This window comes from Micromonospora sp. NPDC049044, assembly GCF_040649215.1.
Taxonomy (GTDB): domain Bacteria; phylum Actinomycetota; class Actinomycetes; order Mycobacteriales; family Micromonosporaceae; genus Micromonospora.
Genome location: NZ_JBEZFA010000003.1, coordinates 1 through 16833 on the forward strand (window position 1 = coordinate 1; position 16833 = coordinate 16833).

Annotated in this window: 17 protein-coding genes; 10 read left to right on the plus strand and 7 right to left on the minus strand. The window is 72.2% G+C overall.

Going from position 1 to position 16833, the window contains the following annotated elements:
- The 3 genes from AB0B85_RS02820 to AB0B85_RS02830 all read left to right on the plus strand — a co-directional run.
- Nucleotides 1-386: roadblock/LC7 domain-containing protein (locus AB0B85_RS02820; RefSeq protein ID WP_357402865.1), on the plus strand; the 386-nt coding region annotated here is incomplete at its 5' end.
- Between the two features lie 89 nt (nucleotides 387-475).
- Complete coding sequence (locus tag AB0B85_RS02825) at nucleotides 476-841, plus strand: DUF742 domain-containing protein (protein ID WP_151488101.1); 366 nt, start codon at nucleotides 476-478, stop codon at nucleotides 839-841.
- Nucleotides 822-1445 carry an ATP/GTP-binding protein gene (locus AB0B85_RS02830; protein ID WP_357402868.1) on the plus strand — a complete coding sequence of 208 codons (624 nt, stop codon included), beginning with the start codon at nucleotides 822-824 and terminating at the stop codon, nucleotides 1443-1445. Before AB0B85_RS02825 ends, AB0B85_RS02830 begins: the two co-directional genes overlap by 20 nt.
- Nucleotides 1446-1488: 43 nt before the next feature.
- On the opposite strand, the gene AB0B85_RS02835 is transcribed toward AB0B85_RS02830, so the two are convergent.
- From AB0B85_RS02835 to AB0B85_RS02855, 5 genes are read right to left on the minus strand one after another with little or no spacing between them, the layout of a single operon-like run.
- Nucleotides 1489-2577, minus strand: coding sequence for a uroporphyrinogen-III synthase (locus AB0B85_RS02835; RefSeq protein ID WP_357402870.1), 1089 nt, complete (start codon nucleotides 2575-2577; stop codon nucleotides 1489-1491).
- Complete coding sequence (nirD, locus tag AB0B85_RS02840) at nucleotides 2577-2924, minus strand: nitrite reductase small subunit NirD (RefSeq protein ID WP_357402872.1); 348 nt, start codon at nucleotides 2922-2924, stop codon at nucleotides 2577-2579. Before nirD ends, AB0B85_RS02835 begins: the two co-directional genes overlap by 1 nt.
- Nucleotides 2921-5458, minus strand: a complete 2538-nt coding sequence (gene nirB / locus AB0B85_RS02845; protein WP_357402874.1) for a nitrite reductase large subunit NirB — start codon at nucleotides 5456-5458, stop codon at nucleotides 2921-2923. Before nirB ends, nirD begins: the two co-directional genes overlap by 4 nt.
- Nucleotides 5455-6891: an FAD-dependent oxidoreductase gene (locus AB0B85_RS02850; protein ID WP_357402876.1), complete on the minus strand. Its 1437-nt coding sequence runs from the start codon at nucleotides 6889-6891 to the stop codon at nucleotides 5455-5457. The genes nirB and AB0B85_RS02850 overlap by 4 nt, the downstream gene beginning before the upstream one ends.
- A complete protein-coding gene (locus AB0B85_RS02855) occupies nucleotides 6888-9011 on the minus strand; it encodes a molybdopterin oxidoreductase family protein (RefSeq protein WP_357402878.1) in 2124 nt (707 codons plus the stop codon). The genes AB0B85_RS02850 and AB0B85_RS02855 overlap by 4 nt, the downstream gene beginning before the upstream one ends.
- A 224-nt stretch (nucleotides 9012-9235) precedes the next feature.
- Here AB0B85_RS02855 and AB0B85_RS02860 point away from each other — a divergent pair, with 224 nt between their 5' ends.
- The 7 genes from AB0B85_RS02860 to glmM all read left to right on the plus strand — a co-directional run bounded on the left by AB0B85_RS02860 (nucleotide 9236) and on the right by glmM (nucleotide 14690).
- Complete coding sequence (locus tag AB0B85_RS02860) at nucleotides 9236-9931, plus strand: methyltransferase domain-containing protein (RefSeq protein ID WP_357402880.1); 696 nt, start codon at nucleotides 9236-9238, stop codon at nucleotides 9929-9931.
- An 88-nt stretch (nucleotides 9932-10019) separates the two neighbouring features.
- Nucleotides 10020-10277: a DUF6364 family protein gene (locus AB0B85_RS02865; RefSeq protein ID WP_088950199.1), complete on the plus strand. Its 258-nt coding sequence runs from the start codon at nucleotides 10020-10022 to the stop codon at nucleotides 10275-10277.
- Nucleotides 10267-10560 (plus strand): type II toxin-antitoxin system PemK/MazF family toxin, encoded by a 294-nt coding sequence (locus AB0B85_RS02870; RefSeq protein WP_357402882.1) that lies wholly within the window; start codon nucleotides 10267-10269, stop codon nucleotides 10558-10560. Before AB0B85_RS02865 ends, AB0B85_RS02870 begins: the two co-directional genes overlap by 11 nt.
- A gap of 124 nt (nucleotides 10561-10684) precedes the next feature.
- Nucleotides 10685-12067, plus strand: coding sequence for a nitrate/nitrite transporter (locus tag AB0B85_RS02875; protein ID WP_357402884.1), 1383 nt, complete (start codon nucleotides 10685-10687; stop codon nucleotides 12065-12067).
- Between the two features lie 209 nt (nucleotides 12068-12276).
- A complete protein-coding gene (rplM, locus tag AB0B85_RS02880; RefSeq protein WP_053653864.1) occupies nucleotides 12277-12720 on the plus strand; it encodes a 50S ribosomal protein L13 in 444 nt (147 codons plus the stop codon).
- A gap of 20 nt (nucleotides 12721-12740) precedes the next feature.
- Entirely contained in the window at nucleotides 12741-13214 is a 474-nt protein-coding gene (gene rpsI, locus AB0B85_RS02885; RefSeq protein WP_357402886.1) for a 30S ribosomal protein S9, read from the plus strand.
- Nucleotides 13215-13331: 117 nt separating this feature from the next.
- Nucleotides 13332-14690 carry a phosphoglucosamine mutase gene (gene glmM, locus AB0B85_RS02890; protein WP_357402888.1) on the plus strand — a complete coding sequence of 453 codons (1359 nt, stop codon included), beginning with the start codon at nucleotides 13332-13334 and terminating at the stop codon, nucleotides 14688-14690.
- A gap of 62 nt (nucleotides 14691-14752) precedes the next feature.
- Here glmM and AB0B85_RS02895 read toward each other — a convergent pair whose 3' ends face one another.
- The gene (locus tag AB0B85_RS02895) at nucleotides 14753-15940 is read right to left on the minus strand and encodes a pyridoxal phosphate-dependent aminotransferase (RefSeq protein WP_357402890.1); all 1188 of its coding nucleotides are present in this window, start codon (nucleotides 15938-15940) and stop codon (nucleotides 14753-14755) included.
- 10 nt (nucleotides 15941-15950) lie between these two features.
- Complete coding sequence (locus AB0B85_RS02900) at nucleotides 15951-16628, minus strand: hypothetical protein (RefSeq protein ID WP_357402892.1); 678 nt, start codon at nucleotides 16626-16628, stop codon at nucleotides 15951-15953.
- Nucleotides 16629-16833 lie beyond the last annotated feature (205 nt).

A 16833-nucleotide genomic window follows, 5' to 3' on the forward strand; every position in this document is an offset into this window, starting at 1 on the left:
AGGACATGGGTTGGCTGCTCACCAACTTCGCCGACAGCGTGGCGGGTATCGCCCACGTGGTGGCGGTGTCCGCCGACGGGCTCCTGCTCGCGTCCTCCCGGGATCTGCCGGGGGACCGGGCCGACCAGCTCGCCGCGATCACCTCCGGTGTGGTGAGCCTGACCGAGGGCGCTGCCCGGATGTTCAGCGCGGGTGGGGTGTTGCAGACAGTCATCGAGATGGACAGCGGGTACCTCTTCCTGATGTCGATCAGCGACGGGTCGTCGATGGCCGTGCTGGCCGCGCGCAGCTGTGACGTGGGCCAGGTCGGCTACGAGATGGCGCTGCTGGTCGAGCGGGTCGGTGCCGCGCTGGTGCCGCTGCCGCGTGACGCCGTGCGCTCCTAGCACCGGAAGGCGGCGCTCGGGGCGTGCGCCGAAGCAGGGACGAAAGGTAGCGTTGGCGGGCTCTACAGTGGACGGGGAGGTGATCGGGGATGGACCAACGGCGCGTTGACCCGCGTGGCGCGCTGGTGCGTCCGTACGCGGTCACCCGTGGTCGCACCGAACCTCGTCAGGACATCGCCCTCGAGGCCGTCCTCACCGCGTCCCCCACCCAGGTTGCCGAGTCCCGCTTCGCCGGGCACGACAAGCACCGCATCGCCACGGTCTGTGAGGGCCGCGCACAGTCGCTGGCGGAGATCGCCGCGTACACCCGGATGCCGCTTGGCGTCGCCCGGGTGTTGGTCGCCGACATGGTGGCCGAGAGCCTGCTGACGTTACACACTGCTGCTCCCGCCGAGGGGTTCGAGGAGCGGATGGAACTGCTTGGAAGGGTGCTAAGTGGACTTCGCAGGCTATGACCCCGCTGGGGGGCGGCCAGGCCGGGGAATCGTCTCCGCGAAGATTGTCGTCGCGGGCGGCTTCGGCGTCGGCAAGACAACACTGGTCGGGGCGATCTCCGAGATCACGCCGCTGACCACCGAGGCGTTGATGACCGCGGCGGGTGTCGGCATCGACGACCCGTCCAAGGTGCCGGGCAAGGAGACCACCACGGTCGCCATGGACTTCGGCCGGATCACCATGGCCCAGGACCTGATCCTGTACCTCTTCGGTACCCCGGGCCAGACCCGGTTCTGGTTCATGTGGGACGAGATCATCCGAGGTGCGGTGGGTGCCGCAGTGCTTGTGGACACGCGCCGGATCACCGACGCGTTCGCTCCGCTCGACTACTTCGAGAACCGCAACCTGCCGTACGTGGTGGCGCTCAACCGGTTCGACGGTGCTCCCCAGTACGAGCTGGATGAGGTCCGCGAGGCGTTGGCCATCTCGCCGCAGGTGCCGCTGGTGATGACCGACGCCCGGCACCGGGATTCGGTAAAGCAGGTGTTGGTGACGGTCGTCGAGCACGCGATGCTGCGGCTCCAGGCCGAGCACGGGCGGGGCTTCCCCACGCCGGTCGGCTGATGGGTCGCGTCACGGCCGGCGCAAACAGCCCGGCCGTGACGCGTCAGTCGACCCGGAGCCGGTAGCCGCGCTTCACGATGGTCTGCACCACGCGCGGCGCGCGCAGGCCGGCCCGGAGTCGGGCCACCGCCATCTCCACCGCATGCTCGTCCGCGCCCCGGGGCAACGTCCGCAGCAGCGCGGTACGGGACAGCACCCGGCCGGGAGACTGGGCGAGCGCCCGCAACACCGCCATCGGGGCGGGGGCGAGTGGCCGCAACTCGCCGTCGATCACGGCGGCGTGCCCGCGCAGCGTGAGCAGGTGCCCACCGGCCTTGAACGTCACGGTCCGGCGGGGCAGCTCGTCGACGATGGTCCGCACCAGCGCGCCCAGCCGGGCCCGGCCCGGCGCAGTCACCGGCACCCCGCGCCGCAGCAGCGGTTCGGCGGTCACCGCGCCGACGCAGCTGGCCAGGACGTCAGCGTGGAACGCGGACAGCACCGCGTCGGTACGGTCCCCGGCCGTGCGCAGCAGGGCCTCCACCGCGGGCGCCGAAGTGAAGGTCACCGCGTCCACCAACCGGCCGGTGATCAGGTCGATCAACCGGTGCAGTGGTGCCGGGTCGGTCGGCGGTGCCCACCGGTAGACCGGCACCTCGATCACCGTGGCACCGGCCGCCTCCAGGGCCAGCGTGCAGTCGGGCTGCCGCTCACCGTGGAGCTGCATGGCGATCACCTGCCCGGCCACACCGCGCCGGCGCAGGTGGTCGACGACCTCGTCGCAGCTCTCCGATGCCGGCGACCACTGGTCGTGCAGCCCGGCCGCACGAATCGCGCCGCGCGCCTTCGGCCCCCGGGCCACCACGTACGAGCTGGCCAGCACCGAGCGCAGCGGCTCGGCCAGCCCCCAGCCCTCGGCCGCCTCCAGCCACCCGCGCATGCCGATGCCGGTGTTCGCCATCAGGATGTCCGGCGGCTGGTTGAGGCAGGCACGGGTCGCCTCGCGCAGCTCGGTGTCGTCGGAGAGCGGCACGATCCGCAACGCCGGGGCGAGCACCACCCGGGCGCCCCGCCGCTCGAGCAGCGCCGCCAACTCGTCGCGCCGCCGGTCGGCGGTCACCCCGATGGTGAAGCCGGCCAGTTCTTCCCGCATCAACCCTCCTGTCGTAGCCGTACCTCGACCAGCCCGCTGCGGCAGCGCGCGTCGTGCCGGCCCACTGCCACCCCCGGCAGGTCGAGGCACTGTCCGCTGCGCAGGTCGTACACCTGCTTGTGCAGCGGTGAGGCGACAGTGGGCACCCCGCCACGGCTGCCCACGATGCCCCGCGACAGCACGTACGCCCCGGAGACCGGATCGCGGTTGTCGATGGCGAACAGCTCGTCCGCGGTCCGGAACAGGGCGATCTGCACGCCGTCGACAAGGGCGGCCACGCCCCGGTCCGGTTCCAGCCGGTCGAAAAGGCAGATGGTCGTCCAGGTCGACGTGAGGGTCTGGGTCATCGCCGTACCTCCGGTAGGCCGAGGGTGACCGGTTGCCGACGCCGACCGTTCGTCGGCTCGGGTCCGGTCGTGGGATGGTCGCGTACGGGTACCGGCTGGCCGCGTTCCAGTGCGAAGGTGATCGACGGGTCGGGCACGTCCGGAGCGTTTACGAACGAGGTGTAGCGGCGCAGCCGATCCGGGTCGTCGAGCACGTCGCGCCACTCGTCGGAGTACGACGACACGTGCCGGGCCATCGCCGCGTCCAACTCTTCGCAGAAGCCCAACGAGTCGTCCACGATCACCGAGCGCAGGTGGTCGAGGCCGCCGTCCATCGCCTCGATCCAGCCGGCGGTGCGTTGCAGCCGGTCGGCGGTGCGGATGTAATACATCAAAAATCTATCGATTATTCGAATCAGTGCCTCTGTCGAAAGATCAGTGGCGAACAGGTCGGCGTGCCGGGGCCGGAAGCCGCCGTTGCCACCGACGTAGAGGTTCCAGCCGGTCTCGGTGGCGATGATGCCGAAGTCCTTGCTGCGGGCCTCGGCGCACTCGCGGGCACAACCGGAGACCGCCGACTTGATCTTGTGTGGGGCGCGCAGCCCCCGGTAGCGCAGCTCCAACGCGACGGCTAACCCCACCGAATCCTGCACTCCGTACCGGCACCAGGTCTCGCCCACGCACGACTTCACAGTCCGCAGCGCCTTGCCGTACGCGTGGCCGGACTCGAAGCCGGCGTCCACCAGCCGCCGCCAGATCTGCGGCAGCTGCTCCACCCGCGCCCCGAACAGGTCGATCCGCTGCCCGCCGGTGATCTTCGTGTAGAGCTGGAAGTCCCGGGCGACCTCGCCGATCACGATCAGCTTCTCCGGGGTGATCTCACCACCCGGGATCCGGGGCACCACCGAGTAGCTGCCGTCGCGTTGCAGGTTGGCCAGGAAGTGGTCGTTGGTGTCCTGCAAGGACGCCTGCTCACCGTCGAGCACGTGCCCGCTGCCCAGCGACGCGAGGATCGACGCCACCACCGGCTTGCAGATGTCGCAGCCGCGCCCCCGACCGTGCTCGGCGACCAGCCGGGAGAAGGTGCGGATGCCGCGTACGCGGACGATCTCGAACAGCTCCCGCCGGCTGACGTCGAAGTGCTCGCAGAGCGCGCGGGACTGCACCACCCCTGCCGCGTCCAGCAGCTGCTTGAGCATCGGCACGCAGGAGCCGCAACTGGTGCCGGCCCTCGTGCACGCCTTCAACGCCGGCACGTCCGCGCAGCCGTCGGCGATGGCGGCGTCCACGTCGCCACGGGTCACCGCGTTGCAGGAGCAGACCTGGGCGGTGGCCGGCAACGCGCCCGCGTCCGCTCCGCCGCCGTCCGGGGCGAGCAGCGCCAGTGGCGCTGCCGGCAGCGGGCCACCCACGCTGGCCCGCAACGTCGGGTACGCGCTGGCGTCGCCGACAAGCACCCCGCCGAGCAGGGTGTGCGCGTCGTCGGAGAGCACCAGCTTCGCGTAGACCCGGGTGGCCGGATCGGTGAACGTGACGTCCAGGCAGCCCGCGGTCGTGCCGTGTGCGTCACCGAACGAGGCCACGTCGACGCCGAGCAGCTTGAGCTTGGTGGCGGTGTCCGCGCCCGGGAACGTCGCCGCGCCGCCGACCAGCCGGTCGGCGACCACCTCGGCGGTCGCGTACCCGGGCGCGACAAGGCCGTGACAGGTGCCGTCGACAGCCGCGCACTCACCGACCGCCCAGATCCGCTCGTCGGTGCTGCGGCACGTCTCGTCGACGAGCACCCCACCGCGCGGCCCCACCGGTAGGCCGGCCGTCCGGGCCAGCTCGTCGCGCGGCCGGATGCCGGCGGCCACCACCACCAGCTCGGCCTCGACCGCGCTGCCGGCGGACAGTTCCAGGGCGGCGACCGCGCCGTCCGGGCCGGGCCGGATCGCCGTGGTGGCCACCCCGAGGTGGGTACGGACACCCAGGTCGTCGACGTAGCGGCGGAGCATCGCACCACCGGCCTGATCCACCTGCACGGGCATCAGCCGGGGCGCGAACTCGACAACGTCGGTGCTCAGGCCGAGCAGCCGCAGGGCGTTCGCCGCCTCCAGGCCGAGCAGCCCGCCGCCGATCACCGCGCCGACCCGCCGACCCTGCGCGTACGCCCGGATCGCCGCCAGGTCGTCAAGGGTCCGGTAGACGAACACCCCGGGCAGCTCGGCACCGGGCACCGGCGGCACGAAGGGGTACGACCCGGTGGCCAGCACCAGCGCGTCGTAGTGGTACTCGCCGGCGGCGGTGGTCACCACCTGCCGGTCCCGGTCGACGGAGGTGGCTGGCTCACCGAGGCGCAGCCGCACCCCGGCGTGCGGGGTGTGCACGTTGAGCTCGTCCTCGCTCACCCCGTCGAAGTACGCCGAGAGCCGCACCCGGTCGTACGCCGGACGCCCCTCCTCGGCCAGCACTGTCACCCGCCAGCGCCCCTGCGGGTCGCGGGCGTGCAGCGCGTCCACGAAACGCTGCCCGACCATGCCGTTGCCGATGACGACCAGTTCGCCGCCGTTCATCGCGTCACCTCCACCGATTCCGACTGGCTCAGCCAATCGACGATGCCGCCCACCGCGTCGCGGCAACCGCCGCAGCCGGTGCCGGCCCGGGTCGCGGCCACCACCGCGTCGACAGTCCGGGCTCCGGAGCGCCAGCTGCGCACCAGAGCGCCCTTGCTCACCGAGTTGCACTGACAGACCGTCGCCCCGTCCGGCATCAGTGCCGGTGACGCGGCAGGTGCCGCGGCCGCCGGGCCGAGCGCCCGGCCCAGCAGCAGCGCCCGTCGGTCGGTCGGCACCGGGTGACCGCGGTCGAAGAGCTGGATCACCGTGCCGACGGCCGGGTTGTCGCCGAGCAGGATCGCACCGACCAGTCGCTCGTCCCTGATCCGCAACCGGGCGTACGTGCCCCGGCTCGGGTCGGCGAAGGTCAGTTCCTCGCCCGGCCCGCCGATCGGGTCGCCCATTGAGGCCAGGTCGATCCCGGCAGCCTTGAGCCGGGTCACCACCGGCCGGGGCCGGTACCGGGCCAGCGGATCCGTCCCGGTCAGCACGTCGGCGAGCACCCGGGCCTGGGACCAGGCGGGTGCGACCAGCCCGGTGAGCACCCCGTCGTGTTCGGCGCAGTCGCCGATCGCCGAAATGGACCTGTCGCTGGTCCGGAGCCGATCGTCCACCAGCACGCCATGTCCGACGTCCAGCCCGGCCGCCCGGGCGAGGGCGGTGTCCGGGCGGACGCCGCAGGAGAGCACCAGCAGATCGGCGTGCAGCGTCTGACCGTCGGCCAGATCGAGGCGTACGCCGGTGGCGTCGGTGGCCACGCCGGTCGCCGGTACCGCCAGGTGGCTGGTGACGCCGAGACCGGCCAGCGTGCCGGCGAGCACCGCACCGGCGGCCGGGTCGAGCTGGCGTTCCATCAGGTGCCCGCGCGGGTGCACCACGGTCGTGGCCAGCCCCCGGGTGGCCAGCCCACGGGCGGCTTCCAGGCCGAGCAGACCACCGCCGAGCACCAACGCGCTGCGCGCGCCGTCCGCCGCAGCGATGATCCGCCGGCAGTCGTCGAGGGTCCGGAAGGGCACCACCCGCTCCGGCAGGTCGGCCGGGTCGAGGCCGGGCAGGGGTGGCACCACCGCTCGGGCGCCGGTGGCCAGCACCAGGTGGTCGTAGGCGATCCGTTCGCCGTCGGCGGTGCGGACCTCCCGGGCGGACCTGTCGACGGCGGTCACCGTCACCCCGGTGCGCAGGTCGATGCCATGGCCGGCGGCTTCGGTCAGCTCCACGTCCGGCTCGTCGACCCGGCCGGCCAGCAGGGTGGAGAGCATGATCCGGTTGTACGCCCGGTGCGGCTCCGCCCCGAGCACCGTGACCTTCCGGTCGCCTTCGCGGGCGTGCAGCTCGCTGGCGAGGCGGGCACCGGCCATGCCGTTGCCGATGATGACCACCCGGGCGGTCATGCCTTCTCCACCCGAACCGCGCAGATCTTGAATTCCGGCATCCCGGAGATCGGGTCCACCGCGTCGTTCGTCACCGAGTTGGCCCGCCCGGCCCCCGCGTAGTGGAACGGGGCGAAGACCGTGTCCGGTCGGATCCCGGCGCTGAGCCGGGCCGGGGCGCACAACTCGCCGCGCCGTGAGGTGACTCGCACCGGGTCGCCGTCGTCGACGCCGAGCCGGGCGGCCAGGTCGGGGTGCAGCTCGACGAACGCCTCACCGGCGGCGCGGCGCAGCGCGGCCACCCGGCGGGTCTGGGTGCCGGACTGGTACTGGGCGAGCACCCGGCCGGTGGTGAAGTGCAGCGGGTACGCGGCGCTCACCTCCTCGGCGGCCGGTCGGTGGTCGACGGGGTGGAACCGGGCCCGGCCGTCCGGGGTGGCGAACCGGTCGGCGAACAACCGTGGGGTGTCCGGCCCGTCCTCGGTCGGGCAGGGCCAGTACACGCCGTCGGCGTCGTCGATCCGGGCCCAGCTGATCCCGGCGTAGTCGGCGGCCCCGCCGGCCGAGGCGCGGCGCAGCTCGGCGAACACGACAGCCGGGTCGGCGGGGAACCGCGCTGCCGTGGTCTGCTCGGCGGTGGCCAGCCGGGCCGCCAGGTCGGAGATGATGGCCAGGTCGGTCCGGACGTCCGGCGGGGGCGGGCGGAGCGCGCGTCGGCGCAGCACCCGACCCTCCAGGTTGGTCATGGTGCCGTCCTCCTCGGCCCACTGCGCGGTGGGTAGCACCACGTCCGCCAGCGCGGCCGTCTCGGAGAGCAGCAGGTCGGCGACGACAAGCAGGTCGAGGTCGCGCAGCCGGCTCTCGATCCGGGCCGCCCGGGGGGCGGAGATCACCGGGTTCGAGCCGAACACCAGCAACGCCCGGGGGCCGTCAGGTGTGCCGAGCGAGTCGAGCAGTTGGTAGGCAGGCACTCCCGGGCCGGGCAACTCGTCGGCCGGCACGCCCCAGACGCCTGCCACGTGCTCGCGGGCCATCGGGTCGTCGATCCGTCGGTAGCCGGGGAGTTGGTCGGCCTTCTGCCCGTGCTCCCGCCCGCCCTGGCCGTTGCCCTGGCCGGTGAGGCAGCCGTACCCCGAACCGTCGCGGCCGGGCAGCCCGAGGGCGAGAGCGAGATTGACGTACGCGGTGACAGTGTCCACGCCCTTGGCGTGCTGCTCGGCACCACGAGCGGTAAGGATGATCACCCGGCCGCCGGTACCCAACGCGCGGGCGGTCGCCTCCAGATCGGCCACCGGCACTCCGGAGAGCTGCTCCGCGCGGGCCGGCCACCAGGCGGCGACGCTCCGACGGACCGCCTCGAAACCGGAGGTGCGGTCGGCCACGTACGCCCGGTCGACCCAACCCTCGGTGAGCGCGATGTGCAGCAGCGCGTTTGCCACAGCGAGGTCGGTGCCGGGCAGTGGTTGCAGGTGCAGGTCGGCCTGGCGGGCGGTGGCGGTGACCCGGGGGTCTACCACGATCAGCCGACCGCCGTTGCCGCGCTGCTCGGTGAGCCAGCGCACCAGCGGCGGCATGGTCTCCGCCGGGTTCGCGCCGACAAGCAGCAGCGTGTCGGCCCGGCCCAGGTCGGAGAGGGGGAACGGCAGCCCACGGTCGATGCCGAAGGCGCGCATCCCGGCGGCGGCCGCCGAGGACATGCAGAACCGTCCGTTGTAGTCGATGTGCCGGGTGCGGAGCCCGATCCGGGCGAACTTCCCCAGCGCGTACGCCTTTTCGTTGGTCAGGCCGCCGCCACCGAAGACGGCGACCGCGTCCCGGCCGGCGTCGGCCTGGACGGCGCGGATGCCGTCGACGATCCGGTCGAGGGCGGTGTCCCAACTCGCCGGGTGCAGCGCACCGGTGGCGCTGTCGCGTACCAGGGGAGTGGTCAGCCGCTCCGGGTGGTCGAGCAGGTCGGCGGCGGTCCAACCCTTCTGGCAGAGCCCGCCCCGGTTGGTGGGGAACTGGCGGGGGTGGACCGTCACCCCGGTGTCGTCCTCGCGGAGCACCATGCCGCACTGAAGCGCGCAGTACGGGCAGTGCGTCGCCACCTGCCGGGGTGTGCCCCCAGGTCGAGTCGCGGACCGTGCACCGTCTGTCATGTCGGCAAAGCGTGCCGTCGGGCAGTTTCCGGTCCGGGTCCCTTCTGTTTCGGTCCTGTCAAGTGGGGCTCACAGCGCACCGAGGCAGCGAGCGCGGTGGTGGGACTCACCAGCACAAGCCACTCCGGTCGGAGACCTCGCCCGGACAGCCGACTCGGAGCTGCCGGCGGCCAGGGAGTGGGTCTATAATGTGGGAAAACTGTCTCAAACTGTGGGAGCGTGCGATGAGTGTTACAGACGTCTTCAACGCCGTGGCCGGCACGTATGACGAGGAACGCCGACGACTGATCCCCTGCTTCGACGCCTTCTACGGCACCGCCATCCAGGTGGCCGCGCCACCGCTGCGCGCGGCGCTCGCCGCCGGGCGTACCCCGGAGGTGTTGGATCTCGGCGCGGGCACCGGGCTGCTCTCGCTGCTGCTCGCCGCGGCGGTGCCCGGGGTCCGGCTGACCCTGGTGGACGGTGCGCCGGCGATGCTCGCCCGCGCCACCGAACAGCTCAGTGCCCGGTCGGTGCCGCACCGGACGGTCCTGGCGGACCTGTCCGACGAGCTGCCGCCGGGCCGGTACGACGCGGTGGTCAGCGCGTTGGCGATCCACCACCTGGACGACGCGGGCAAGCGCGCGCTCTACCGGCGGGCCGCCGCCGCGTTGGCGCCGGGCGGGGTCTTCGTCAACGCCGAGCAGGTCGCCGGCCCGACCCCCGAGCTGGACCGGCGCTACGGCGAGGTGTGGCTGGAGCGGATCACCGAGTTGGGCGCGTCCCCCGACGAGATCGCCGCCTCCCTGGGGCGGATGCGGCACGACCGGCCGGCGACGGTGGCCGACCAGTGCCGGTGGCTCACCGAGGCCGGCCTGGTCGACGTCGACTGCTACTTCAAGGAGTGGCGCTTCGCGGTGTTCGGCGGCCAGGCCGGGTAAGCCGGCGGAATGTACGTTTCGACGGCCGAGGGTGAGCCGGTGAACGTGCGGATGACTGGCAGTCATACCGCTGGGTAGTCTCAGCGGCATGACTGCCAAGGTGACTCTCTCGTTCACCGACGAGACGATCGAAGAGGCGCGGCGGTTCGCCAAGCGCGAAGGGCTGTCGCTCTCGGCGTGGATGGACCAGGCCGCCCGCGAGAAGGCGCTGCGCGAGGTCTTCACCGCGCACGCCGCCGCCGTGGGCCGCGCCGGCCTGGACCTGGAGTCCGCCGCGCTCGCCGACGCCCGCGAGGTGGGCATGGTCAACGACCTGCTCTCCGGCGGACGACCGCGTGCTGCGTAGGGGAGAGGTCTGGCGCATCGAGGGCGCCCGGGAACGTCTCGGGCTCGTGGTCAGCTCAGACGTCTACAACTCCACAGACGTGCCCATCGTGATCGTGGTCGAGGTGGTCGAGGAGTCACTGCTGCGCGACTCGCCGCTGGCCGTGTCGATGGGCAGGTACGTGGTGATGCCCGACCGCATCTCCTCGCCGATGAAGAAGTGGTTCACCGAATGCGTGGACATCGCCGACACCGACACCATGGCCCGGATCGGCCGCGCACTGCGCATCCTCCAGCAGCTCTGACACCTCACCATCGCCACCGGCCCGTGGTGCGGGCCCCGTTTCCGGGCCGACCCATGACGGGCACTGCCAGGTAACCCGGTGTTCCTAGCGTCTCTCCTCGTCACATCGACGAGGAGGAGCCGCCGTGAGCACGCTCACCAGCACCGCAGTCACCGCCGCGCCGCCGGCCGCCACCGCGCGTGGACGCCGGCTCGACGACTGGCGTCCCGAGGACCCCGACTTCTGGCAGGCGACGGGCGCCCCGATCGCCCGGCGCAACCTGTGGGTCTCGATCTTCGCCGAGCACGTCGGCTTCTCGGTGTGGAGCCTCTGGTCGGTGACTGTGCTCTTCCTCGGTCCCGCGTACGGCATCGACCCGGCCGGGAAGTTCCTGCTCACCGCCGTGCCGGCCGCGCTGGGGGCGGTGCTGCGCCTGCCGTACACCCTGGCGGTGGCCCGCTTCGGCGGGCGGCGCTGGACGACCATCAGCGCGCTGCTGCTACTGGTGCCGACGGTGCCGATGACGGTGCTGCTGGAACCCGGGGTGTCCTACTCCACCCTGATGGTGCTCGCGTGCCTCACGGGGGTCGGCGGCGGCAACTTCGCCTCCTCGATGGCGAACATCAACCTGTTCTACCCGCAGCGGCTCAAGGGGCGGGCGCTCGGGCTCAACGCCGGTGGCGGCAATCTCGGCGTACCAGCTGTGCAACTGGTCGGGCTGGCGGTGCTCGCCACCGCCGGTGCCGCGTACCCCCGGTTGGTCCCGGCGGTCTACCTGCCGCTGATCGTGCTCGCCGCGCTGGCCGCGGCCCGCTGGTTGGACACCGTGCCCGGGGCGCGCAACGAGCCGGGCGCGCTGCGCGAGGCGGCCCGTGACCCGCACACCTGGGTCATGTCGCTGCTCTACATCGGCACCTTCGGCTCGTTCATCGGGTTCGGCTTCGCCTTCGGTCAGGTGCTCCAACTCCAGTTCGCCGAGCGGTTCCCCACCCCGGTCGACGCGGCCTGGTTGACCTTCCTCGGCCCGCTCGTCGGCTCGCTGATCCGGCCGTTGGGCGGGCACCTCGCCGACCGGCTGGGTGGATCCCGGGTGACCTTCTGGAACTTCGTCGCCATGGCGGCCGGCGCGGGCCTGGTGCTGTACGCGGCCCGGGAGCGCTCGTTCGGGCTCTACCTGGCCGGGTTCCTCGCCCTCTTCGTCTTCTCCGGCATCGGCAACGGCTCCACGTACAAGATGATCCCGGCGATCTTCCGGGCGCGGGCGGCGGACGCGGTGGCCGACGGTCGTCGCGACCCGGAGGCCGCCGCCCGCTGGGCGCGGCGGATGACCGGCGCGTTGATCGGCATCGCGGGTGCGATCGGGGCCTCCGGTGGGGTGCTGGTGAACGTCGCGTTCCGGCAGTCGTTCCTCAGCTCCGGCAACGCCGACGCCGCCTACCTGGCCTTCATCGGCTGGTACGCGCTGTGCTTCGCGGTCACCTGGGTGGTCTATCGTCGTCCGGGCACCGATCGGCTCGCCGGCGTGTGAGCTGGACCACCACCGGCGGGTCGCCGGAGGCGACGGCACCCCCGTTTTGACCTGCGGACACCGCGCCGGGTATCGTTGCCTGCTGTTGTACGACATCCAGAGGCGTGCCCTATCAGGTACGCTTGGTCGTTCGTGCGCGCTGGTCCGGCCTGCAAGATCTGGTCACCTCGGCGCGCGACCCCAGACCGACGACGAGACAAGGTAGACCTGTGCGTACGTACAGCCCGAAGCCGGGTGAGATCGAGCGTCAGTGGCACGTCATCGACGCCTCTGATGTCGTGCTGGGCCGCCTGGCCACCCACGCCGCCACGTTGCTGCGTGGTAAGCACAAGCCGACTTTCGCGCCGCACGTCGACACGGGCGACTTTGTCGTCATCGTGAACGCGGGCAAGGTTGCGTTGACCGGCAACAAGCGCCAGACCAAGGTCGCTTACCGCCACTCCGGTTACCCGGGTGGTCTGAAGCAGATCGGCTACGACGAGCTGCTGACCAAGCGTCCCGAGCGGGCCATCGAGCTGGCTGTGAAGGGGATGCTCCCGCACAACAAGCTCGGCCGTCAGCTGATCAAGAAGCTGAAGGTCTACGCCGGTGCCGAGCACCCGCACCTCGCGCAGCAGCCGGTGCCGTTCGAGATCAAGCAGATCGCGCAGTGAGCGCGGGCGAAGGAAGCAGCATGACCGACATCATCGAGACCGAGGTCGCCCCGGAAGCCCCCGAGGCCACCGAGGCGCCGGCGCCCGTTGCCCGCGCGCCTCGTGGTGACCGGCCGATCCAGACCGTGGGCCGCCGCAAGGAGGCCATCGTCCGGGTCCGCATCGTCCCGGGCACCGGCAAGATCACCTGCAACGGCCGCGACCTTGAGGCGTACTTCCCGAGCAAGGTGCACCAGCAGCTCATCAAGGACCCGCTGGTCACCGCCGAGAAGCCCGAGGCGTTCGACGTCATCGCCAACCTGCGTGGCGGCGGCACCACCGGCCAGGCCGGTGCGCTGCGGCTGGCCATCGCGCGGGCGCTGATCGTCAACGAGCCCGATGACCGCCCGGCCCTGAAGAAGGCCGGCTTCCTCACCCGGGACGCCCGGGTCAAGGAAAGCAAGAAGTACGGCCTCAAGAAGGCCCGTAAGGCTCCCCAGTACTCGAAGCGCTGATCTTCTCAAGCGCGTTGTACTTCTGACGGACGGCCGGTTCGCCTCCCCTGGACTCGGGGAGGCGGCCGGCCGTTTCGCTTTCTGCACATCGGCAGCGCACCACGGAGGTTGGCGGGTATGGGTCGGTTGTTCGGCACGGACGGCGTACGCGGGCGGGCAAACGCGGATCTCACCCCGGAGTTGGCACTGGCGGTGGCGGTGGCCGCCGCGCACACGCTCGCCGAGACGGACCGCAGCCACCCGCCGCTGGCCGTCGTCGGCCGGGACACCCGGGCCAGCGGCGAGATGCTGGAAGCCGCAGTGGTCGCCGGCCTGACCAGTGCCGGTGCGAACGTGGTGCGGGTCGGCGTGCTGCCCACCCCGGCGGTGGCGTTCCTCACGGCCGAGGCCAAGGCCGACCTCGGCGTGGTGCTCTCCGCGTCACACAACCCGATGCCCGACAACGGCATCAAGCTCTTCGCCGCCGGTGGCCACAAGCTGCCCGACGAGATCGAGATGCAGATCGAGGCCGCCGTGGAGGCCAACGCCACCACCGCCTGGGACCGGCCGACCGGCGCCGGCATCGGCCGGGTGCACGACCTGCTCGACGGTGCCGACCACTACGTCCAGCACCTGGTCGGAGCGGTGCCGCACCGGCTGGACGGGATCAAGGTCGTTGTCGACTGCGCCAACGGCGCCGCCGCCGAGGTCGCCCCGGTCGCCTACCGGGAAGCCGGCGCGGAGGTCATCGCGATCCACGCCGAGCCGAACGGCCTGAACATCAACGACGAGTGCGGCTCCAACCACATCGAGGCGCTGCGCGAGGCAGTGGTCGAGCACGGCGCCCACCTGGGCATCGCGCACGACGGCGACGCCGACCGGATCGTGGCGGTCAGCGCCGACGGTGAGGAGGTCGACGGCGACCAGGTGATGGCGATCCTCGCGTTGGCCATGCGGGACGCCGGCACGCTCACCCAGGACACTCTGGTCGCGACAGTGATGAGCAACCTCGGCCTGCGGTTGGCGATGTCCGCACAGGGCATCCGGCTGATCGAGACCAAGGTCGGCGACCGGTACGTCCTGGAGGCCCTGCGCGCGTCCGGGCTGGCGCTCGGCGGTGAGCAGAGCGGTCACATCGTCATGCCCGCGCACGCCACCACCGGCGACGGAGTGCTCACCGGCCTGCACCTGATGGCCCGGATGGCCGCCACCGGCCAGTCCCTCGCCGAGCTGGCCTCGGTGGTCACCAAACTGCCCCAGGTGCTGATCAACGTGCCGGTCGGCGACCGGACCGTCGGTGCCGCCGCCCCGGCCGTCCGTGCCGAAGTCGAGCGGGCCGAGGCGGAGCTGGGCGAGACCGGGCGGGTGCTGCTGCGTCCGTCGGGCACCGAGCCGCTGGTCCGGGTGATGGTCGAGGCCGCCACCGAAGAGAGCGCCCGCTTGATCGCCGAACGGATCGCCGAGCAGGTCCGCACCGCCAGCCCCGCCACCTCGTAGGCCGGTTGGACGCGGTGGAGCCGCACCTCACAGCTCCACCGCCGGTCGGCCGACCGGCTGGATCAGCGGCGCAGCGCGCGCAGCCGGATGACCGCCTCGGCCAGCACCTCGGGGCGCTTGCAGAAGGCGAAACGGACCAGTCGCCGACCGGCGTCGGTGTCGTCGTAGAAGACCTGGGTGGGCACCGCCACCACCCCGCAACGCTGCGGCAGGGAACGGCAGAACTCCACCCCGTCCCGCCCGCCGAGCGCGGTCACGTCGGCGGTCACGAAATACGTCCCCTCCGAGCCGAGCACCTCGAACCCGGCGTCGGTGAGACCACCCACGAGCTGGTCACGCTGCCGCTGGAGCCCGTCGCGGAAACCGGTGTAGTAGTCGTCCGGCAGGGCCAGCGCCACCGCGACCGCCGGTTGCAGCGGCGCGGCGTTGACGTAGGTGAGGAACTGCTTCACCCGCAGCACCGCCGAGACCAGGGCCGCCGGGCCGCTCGCCCAGCCGACCTTCCAACCCGTGCAGGAGAACGTCTTGCCCGCGGACGAGATGCGCAGCGTCCGCTCCCGCATCCCGGGCAGGGTGGCCAGCGGCACGTGCGGGCTCGCCGCGTCGGTGAAGACCAGGTGCTCGTACACCTCGTCGGTGACCGCGTACGTGTCGTGCTGCTGGCACAGTTCGGCGATCAATGCCAGCTCGGCCGGGGTGAAGACCTTGCCGGTCGGGTTGTGCGGCGAGTTGAGCAGCACCAGACGGGTGCGGGGGTTGAACGCCGCGCGCAACGCCGCCGGGTCGAAGGCGTACCGGCCGTCGGCGGTCGGGCGCAGGGTCACCGGCCGCCGGACCGCGCCGGCCAGCGCGATCGAGGCGGCGTACGAGTCGTAGTACGGCTCGAAGCAGACCACCTCGTCGCCCGGCTCGCAGAGCGCGAGGATGCTCGCCGCGACCGCCTCGGTCGCGCCGGCGGTGATCACGATCTCGCGGTCCGGGTCGTACGCCAGGTCGTGGAACCGCAGTTGATGGGCCGCGACCGCCGCGCGTAGCGCGGGAATCCCCAGGCCGGGTGGGTACTGGTTCTGCCCGCCGCGCAGCGCCTCGGCGGCGGCGGCCAGCATCTCCGGTGGGCCGTCGGTGTCCGGGAAACCCTGGCCGAGGTTGATCGCGCCGGTGCGCACGGCGAGGGCGGACATCTCGGCGAAGATCGTCGTGCCGAACGGCCGCATCCGGGCCACCAGCGGGTCGACATCGGTGCTCGTCACCTGCGCCAGCCTACGACCACGGCAGGCTGAACCCCAGGCCTGCTACCGGCGCACGGGTGTCGGGTGCGGCCCAACCGTCGGGAACGACATACGGCTCGTCGTTGACCGGCGCCGAGCCGGGTTCGTCCACCAGGAAGCCAGCCGCGCAGAGGCAACCGCAGACGAGCACGACGAGCGCCACGAAGATCGCGACGACGATCCCGACGATCCGGCCGGTGTTCGTGCTCCGGCCGCCGCCGGGCTGCGGGTAGCCGGGGTAGCCGTACGGCGGCGGATAGCCGGGCGGCGGCCAACCCGCTGACGGCTGCCATCCGGCCGGCGGTGCCTCCCCGGGCGGCGGGGACCAGCCGGTGGGCGGCGGCCAGCCGGCGTGCGGCGGCGAACCGGCGTGCGGCGGCCAGCCGGCCTGCGGGGGCGAACCGGCGTGGGTCGGGTCGGCGGCGTCGGGCGGTTGCGGCGTCCACTCGCTCGACGGTGGGGGTGGCGTCCACTCGGTAGTGGGTGGGGGCGGCGCCCAGGGTGTGGGCGTCCAGGGAGCCGGTGGTGCCCACGGCTGGCCCGGCGCGAGCGGGTCGGGTGCCGGGAGCGGAGCCGAGGACGGCGGCGCCGTCGGATCCGACGGCGGTGGGCTGGGTGCCGGGTCCGAGGGGGAGGAGGGGGACGGGTCGGGCGGCGGCGCGTCGGACATGGCTGCTCCGGACAGGATCGGGTATGAGACGAACGGGCCGAGGGCAGGCGCGCCGAACCCGCCGAGAGACTTTCGTACCCGAAGGCGTGCCGCAACCCCACCTGTCCCGGGCGGGTCCGACCGGGCTGTGACGCTCGTCCCGTTGCGACCCGTCCACCACCGATCGCTCAGATTCCGTGTTTGATAACCCGACTTTCGCGCACCC

What these genes read in the sequence shown, in the direction of transcription:
- AB0B85_RS02825 (WP_151488101.1), top strand. Translation starts at nt 476, where the DNA reads ATGGACCAACGGCGCGTTGACCCGCGTGGCGCGCTGGTGCGTCCGTAC.
- AB0B85_RS02835 (WP_357402870.1), bottom strand. Translation starts at nt 2,577, where the DNA reads ATGCGGGAAGAACTGGCCGGCTTCACCATCGGGGTGACCGCCGACCGG.
- nirD (WP_357402872.1), bottom strand. Translation starts at nt 2,924, where the DNA reads ATGACCCAGACCCTCACGTCGACCTGGACGACCATCTGCCTTTTCGAC.
- nirB (WP_357402874.1), bottom strand. Translation starts at nt 5,458, where the DNA reads ATGAACGGCGGCGAACTGGTCGTCATCGGCAACGGCATGGTCGGGCAG.
- AB0B85_RS02850 (WP_357402876.1), bottom strand. Translation starts at nt 6,891, where the DNA reads ATGACCGCCCGGGTGGTCATCATCGGCAACGGCATGGCCGGTGCCCGC.
- AB0B85_RS02855 (WP_357402878.1), bottom strand. Translation starts at nt 9,011, where the DNA reads ATGACAGACGGTGCACGGTCCGCGACTCGACCTGGGGGCACACCCCGG.
- AB0B85_RS02860 (WP_357402880.1), top strand. Translation starts at nt 9,236, where the DNA reads ATGAGTGTTACAGACGTCTTCAACGCCGTGGCCGGCACGTATGACGAG.
- AB0B85_RS02865 (WP_088950199.1), top strand. Translation starts at nt 10,020, where the DNA reads ATGACTGCCAAGGTGACTCTCTCGTTCACCGACGAGACGATCGAAGAG.
- rpsI (WP_357402886.1), top strand. Translation starts at nt 12,741, where the DNA reads ATGACCGACATCATCGAGACCGAGGTCGCCCCGGAAGCCCCCGAGGCC.
- glmM (WP_357402888.1), top strand. Translation starts at nt 13,332, where the DNA reads ATGGGTCGGTTGTTCGGCACGGACGGCGTACGCGGGCGGGCAAACGCG.
- AB0B85_RS02900 (WP_357402892.1), bottom strand. Translation starts at nt 16,628, where the DNA reads ATGTCCGACGCGCCGCCGCCCGACCCGTCCCCCTCCTCCCCCTCGGAC.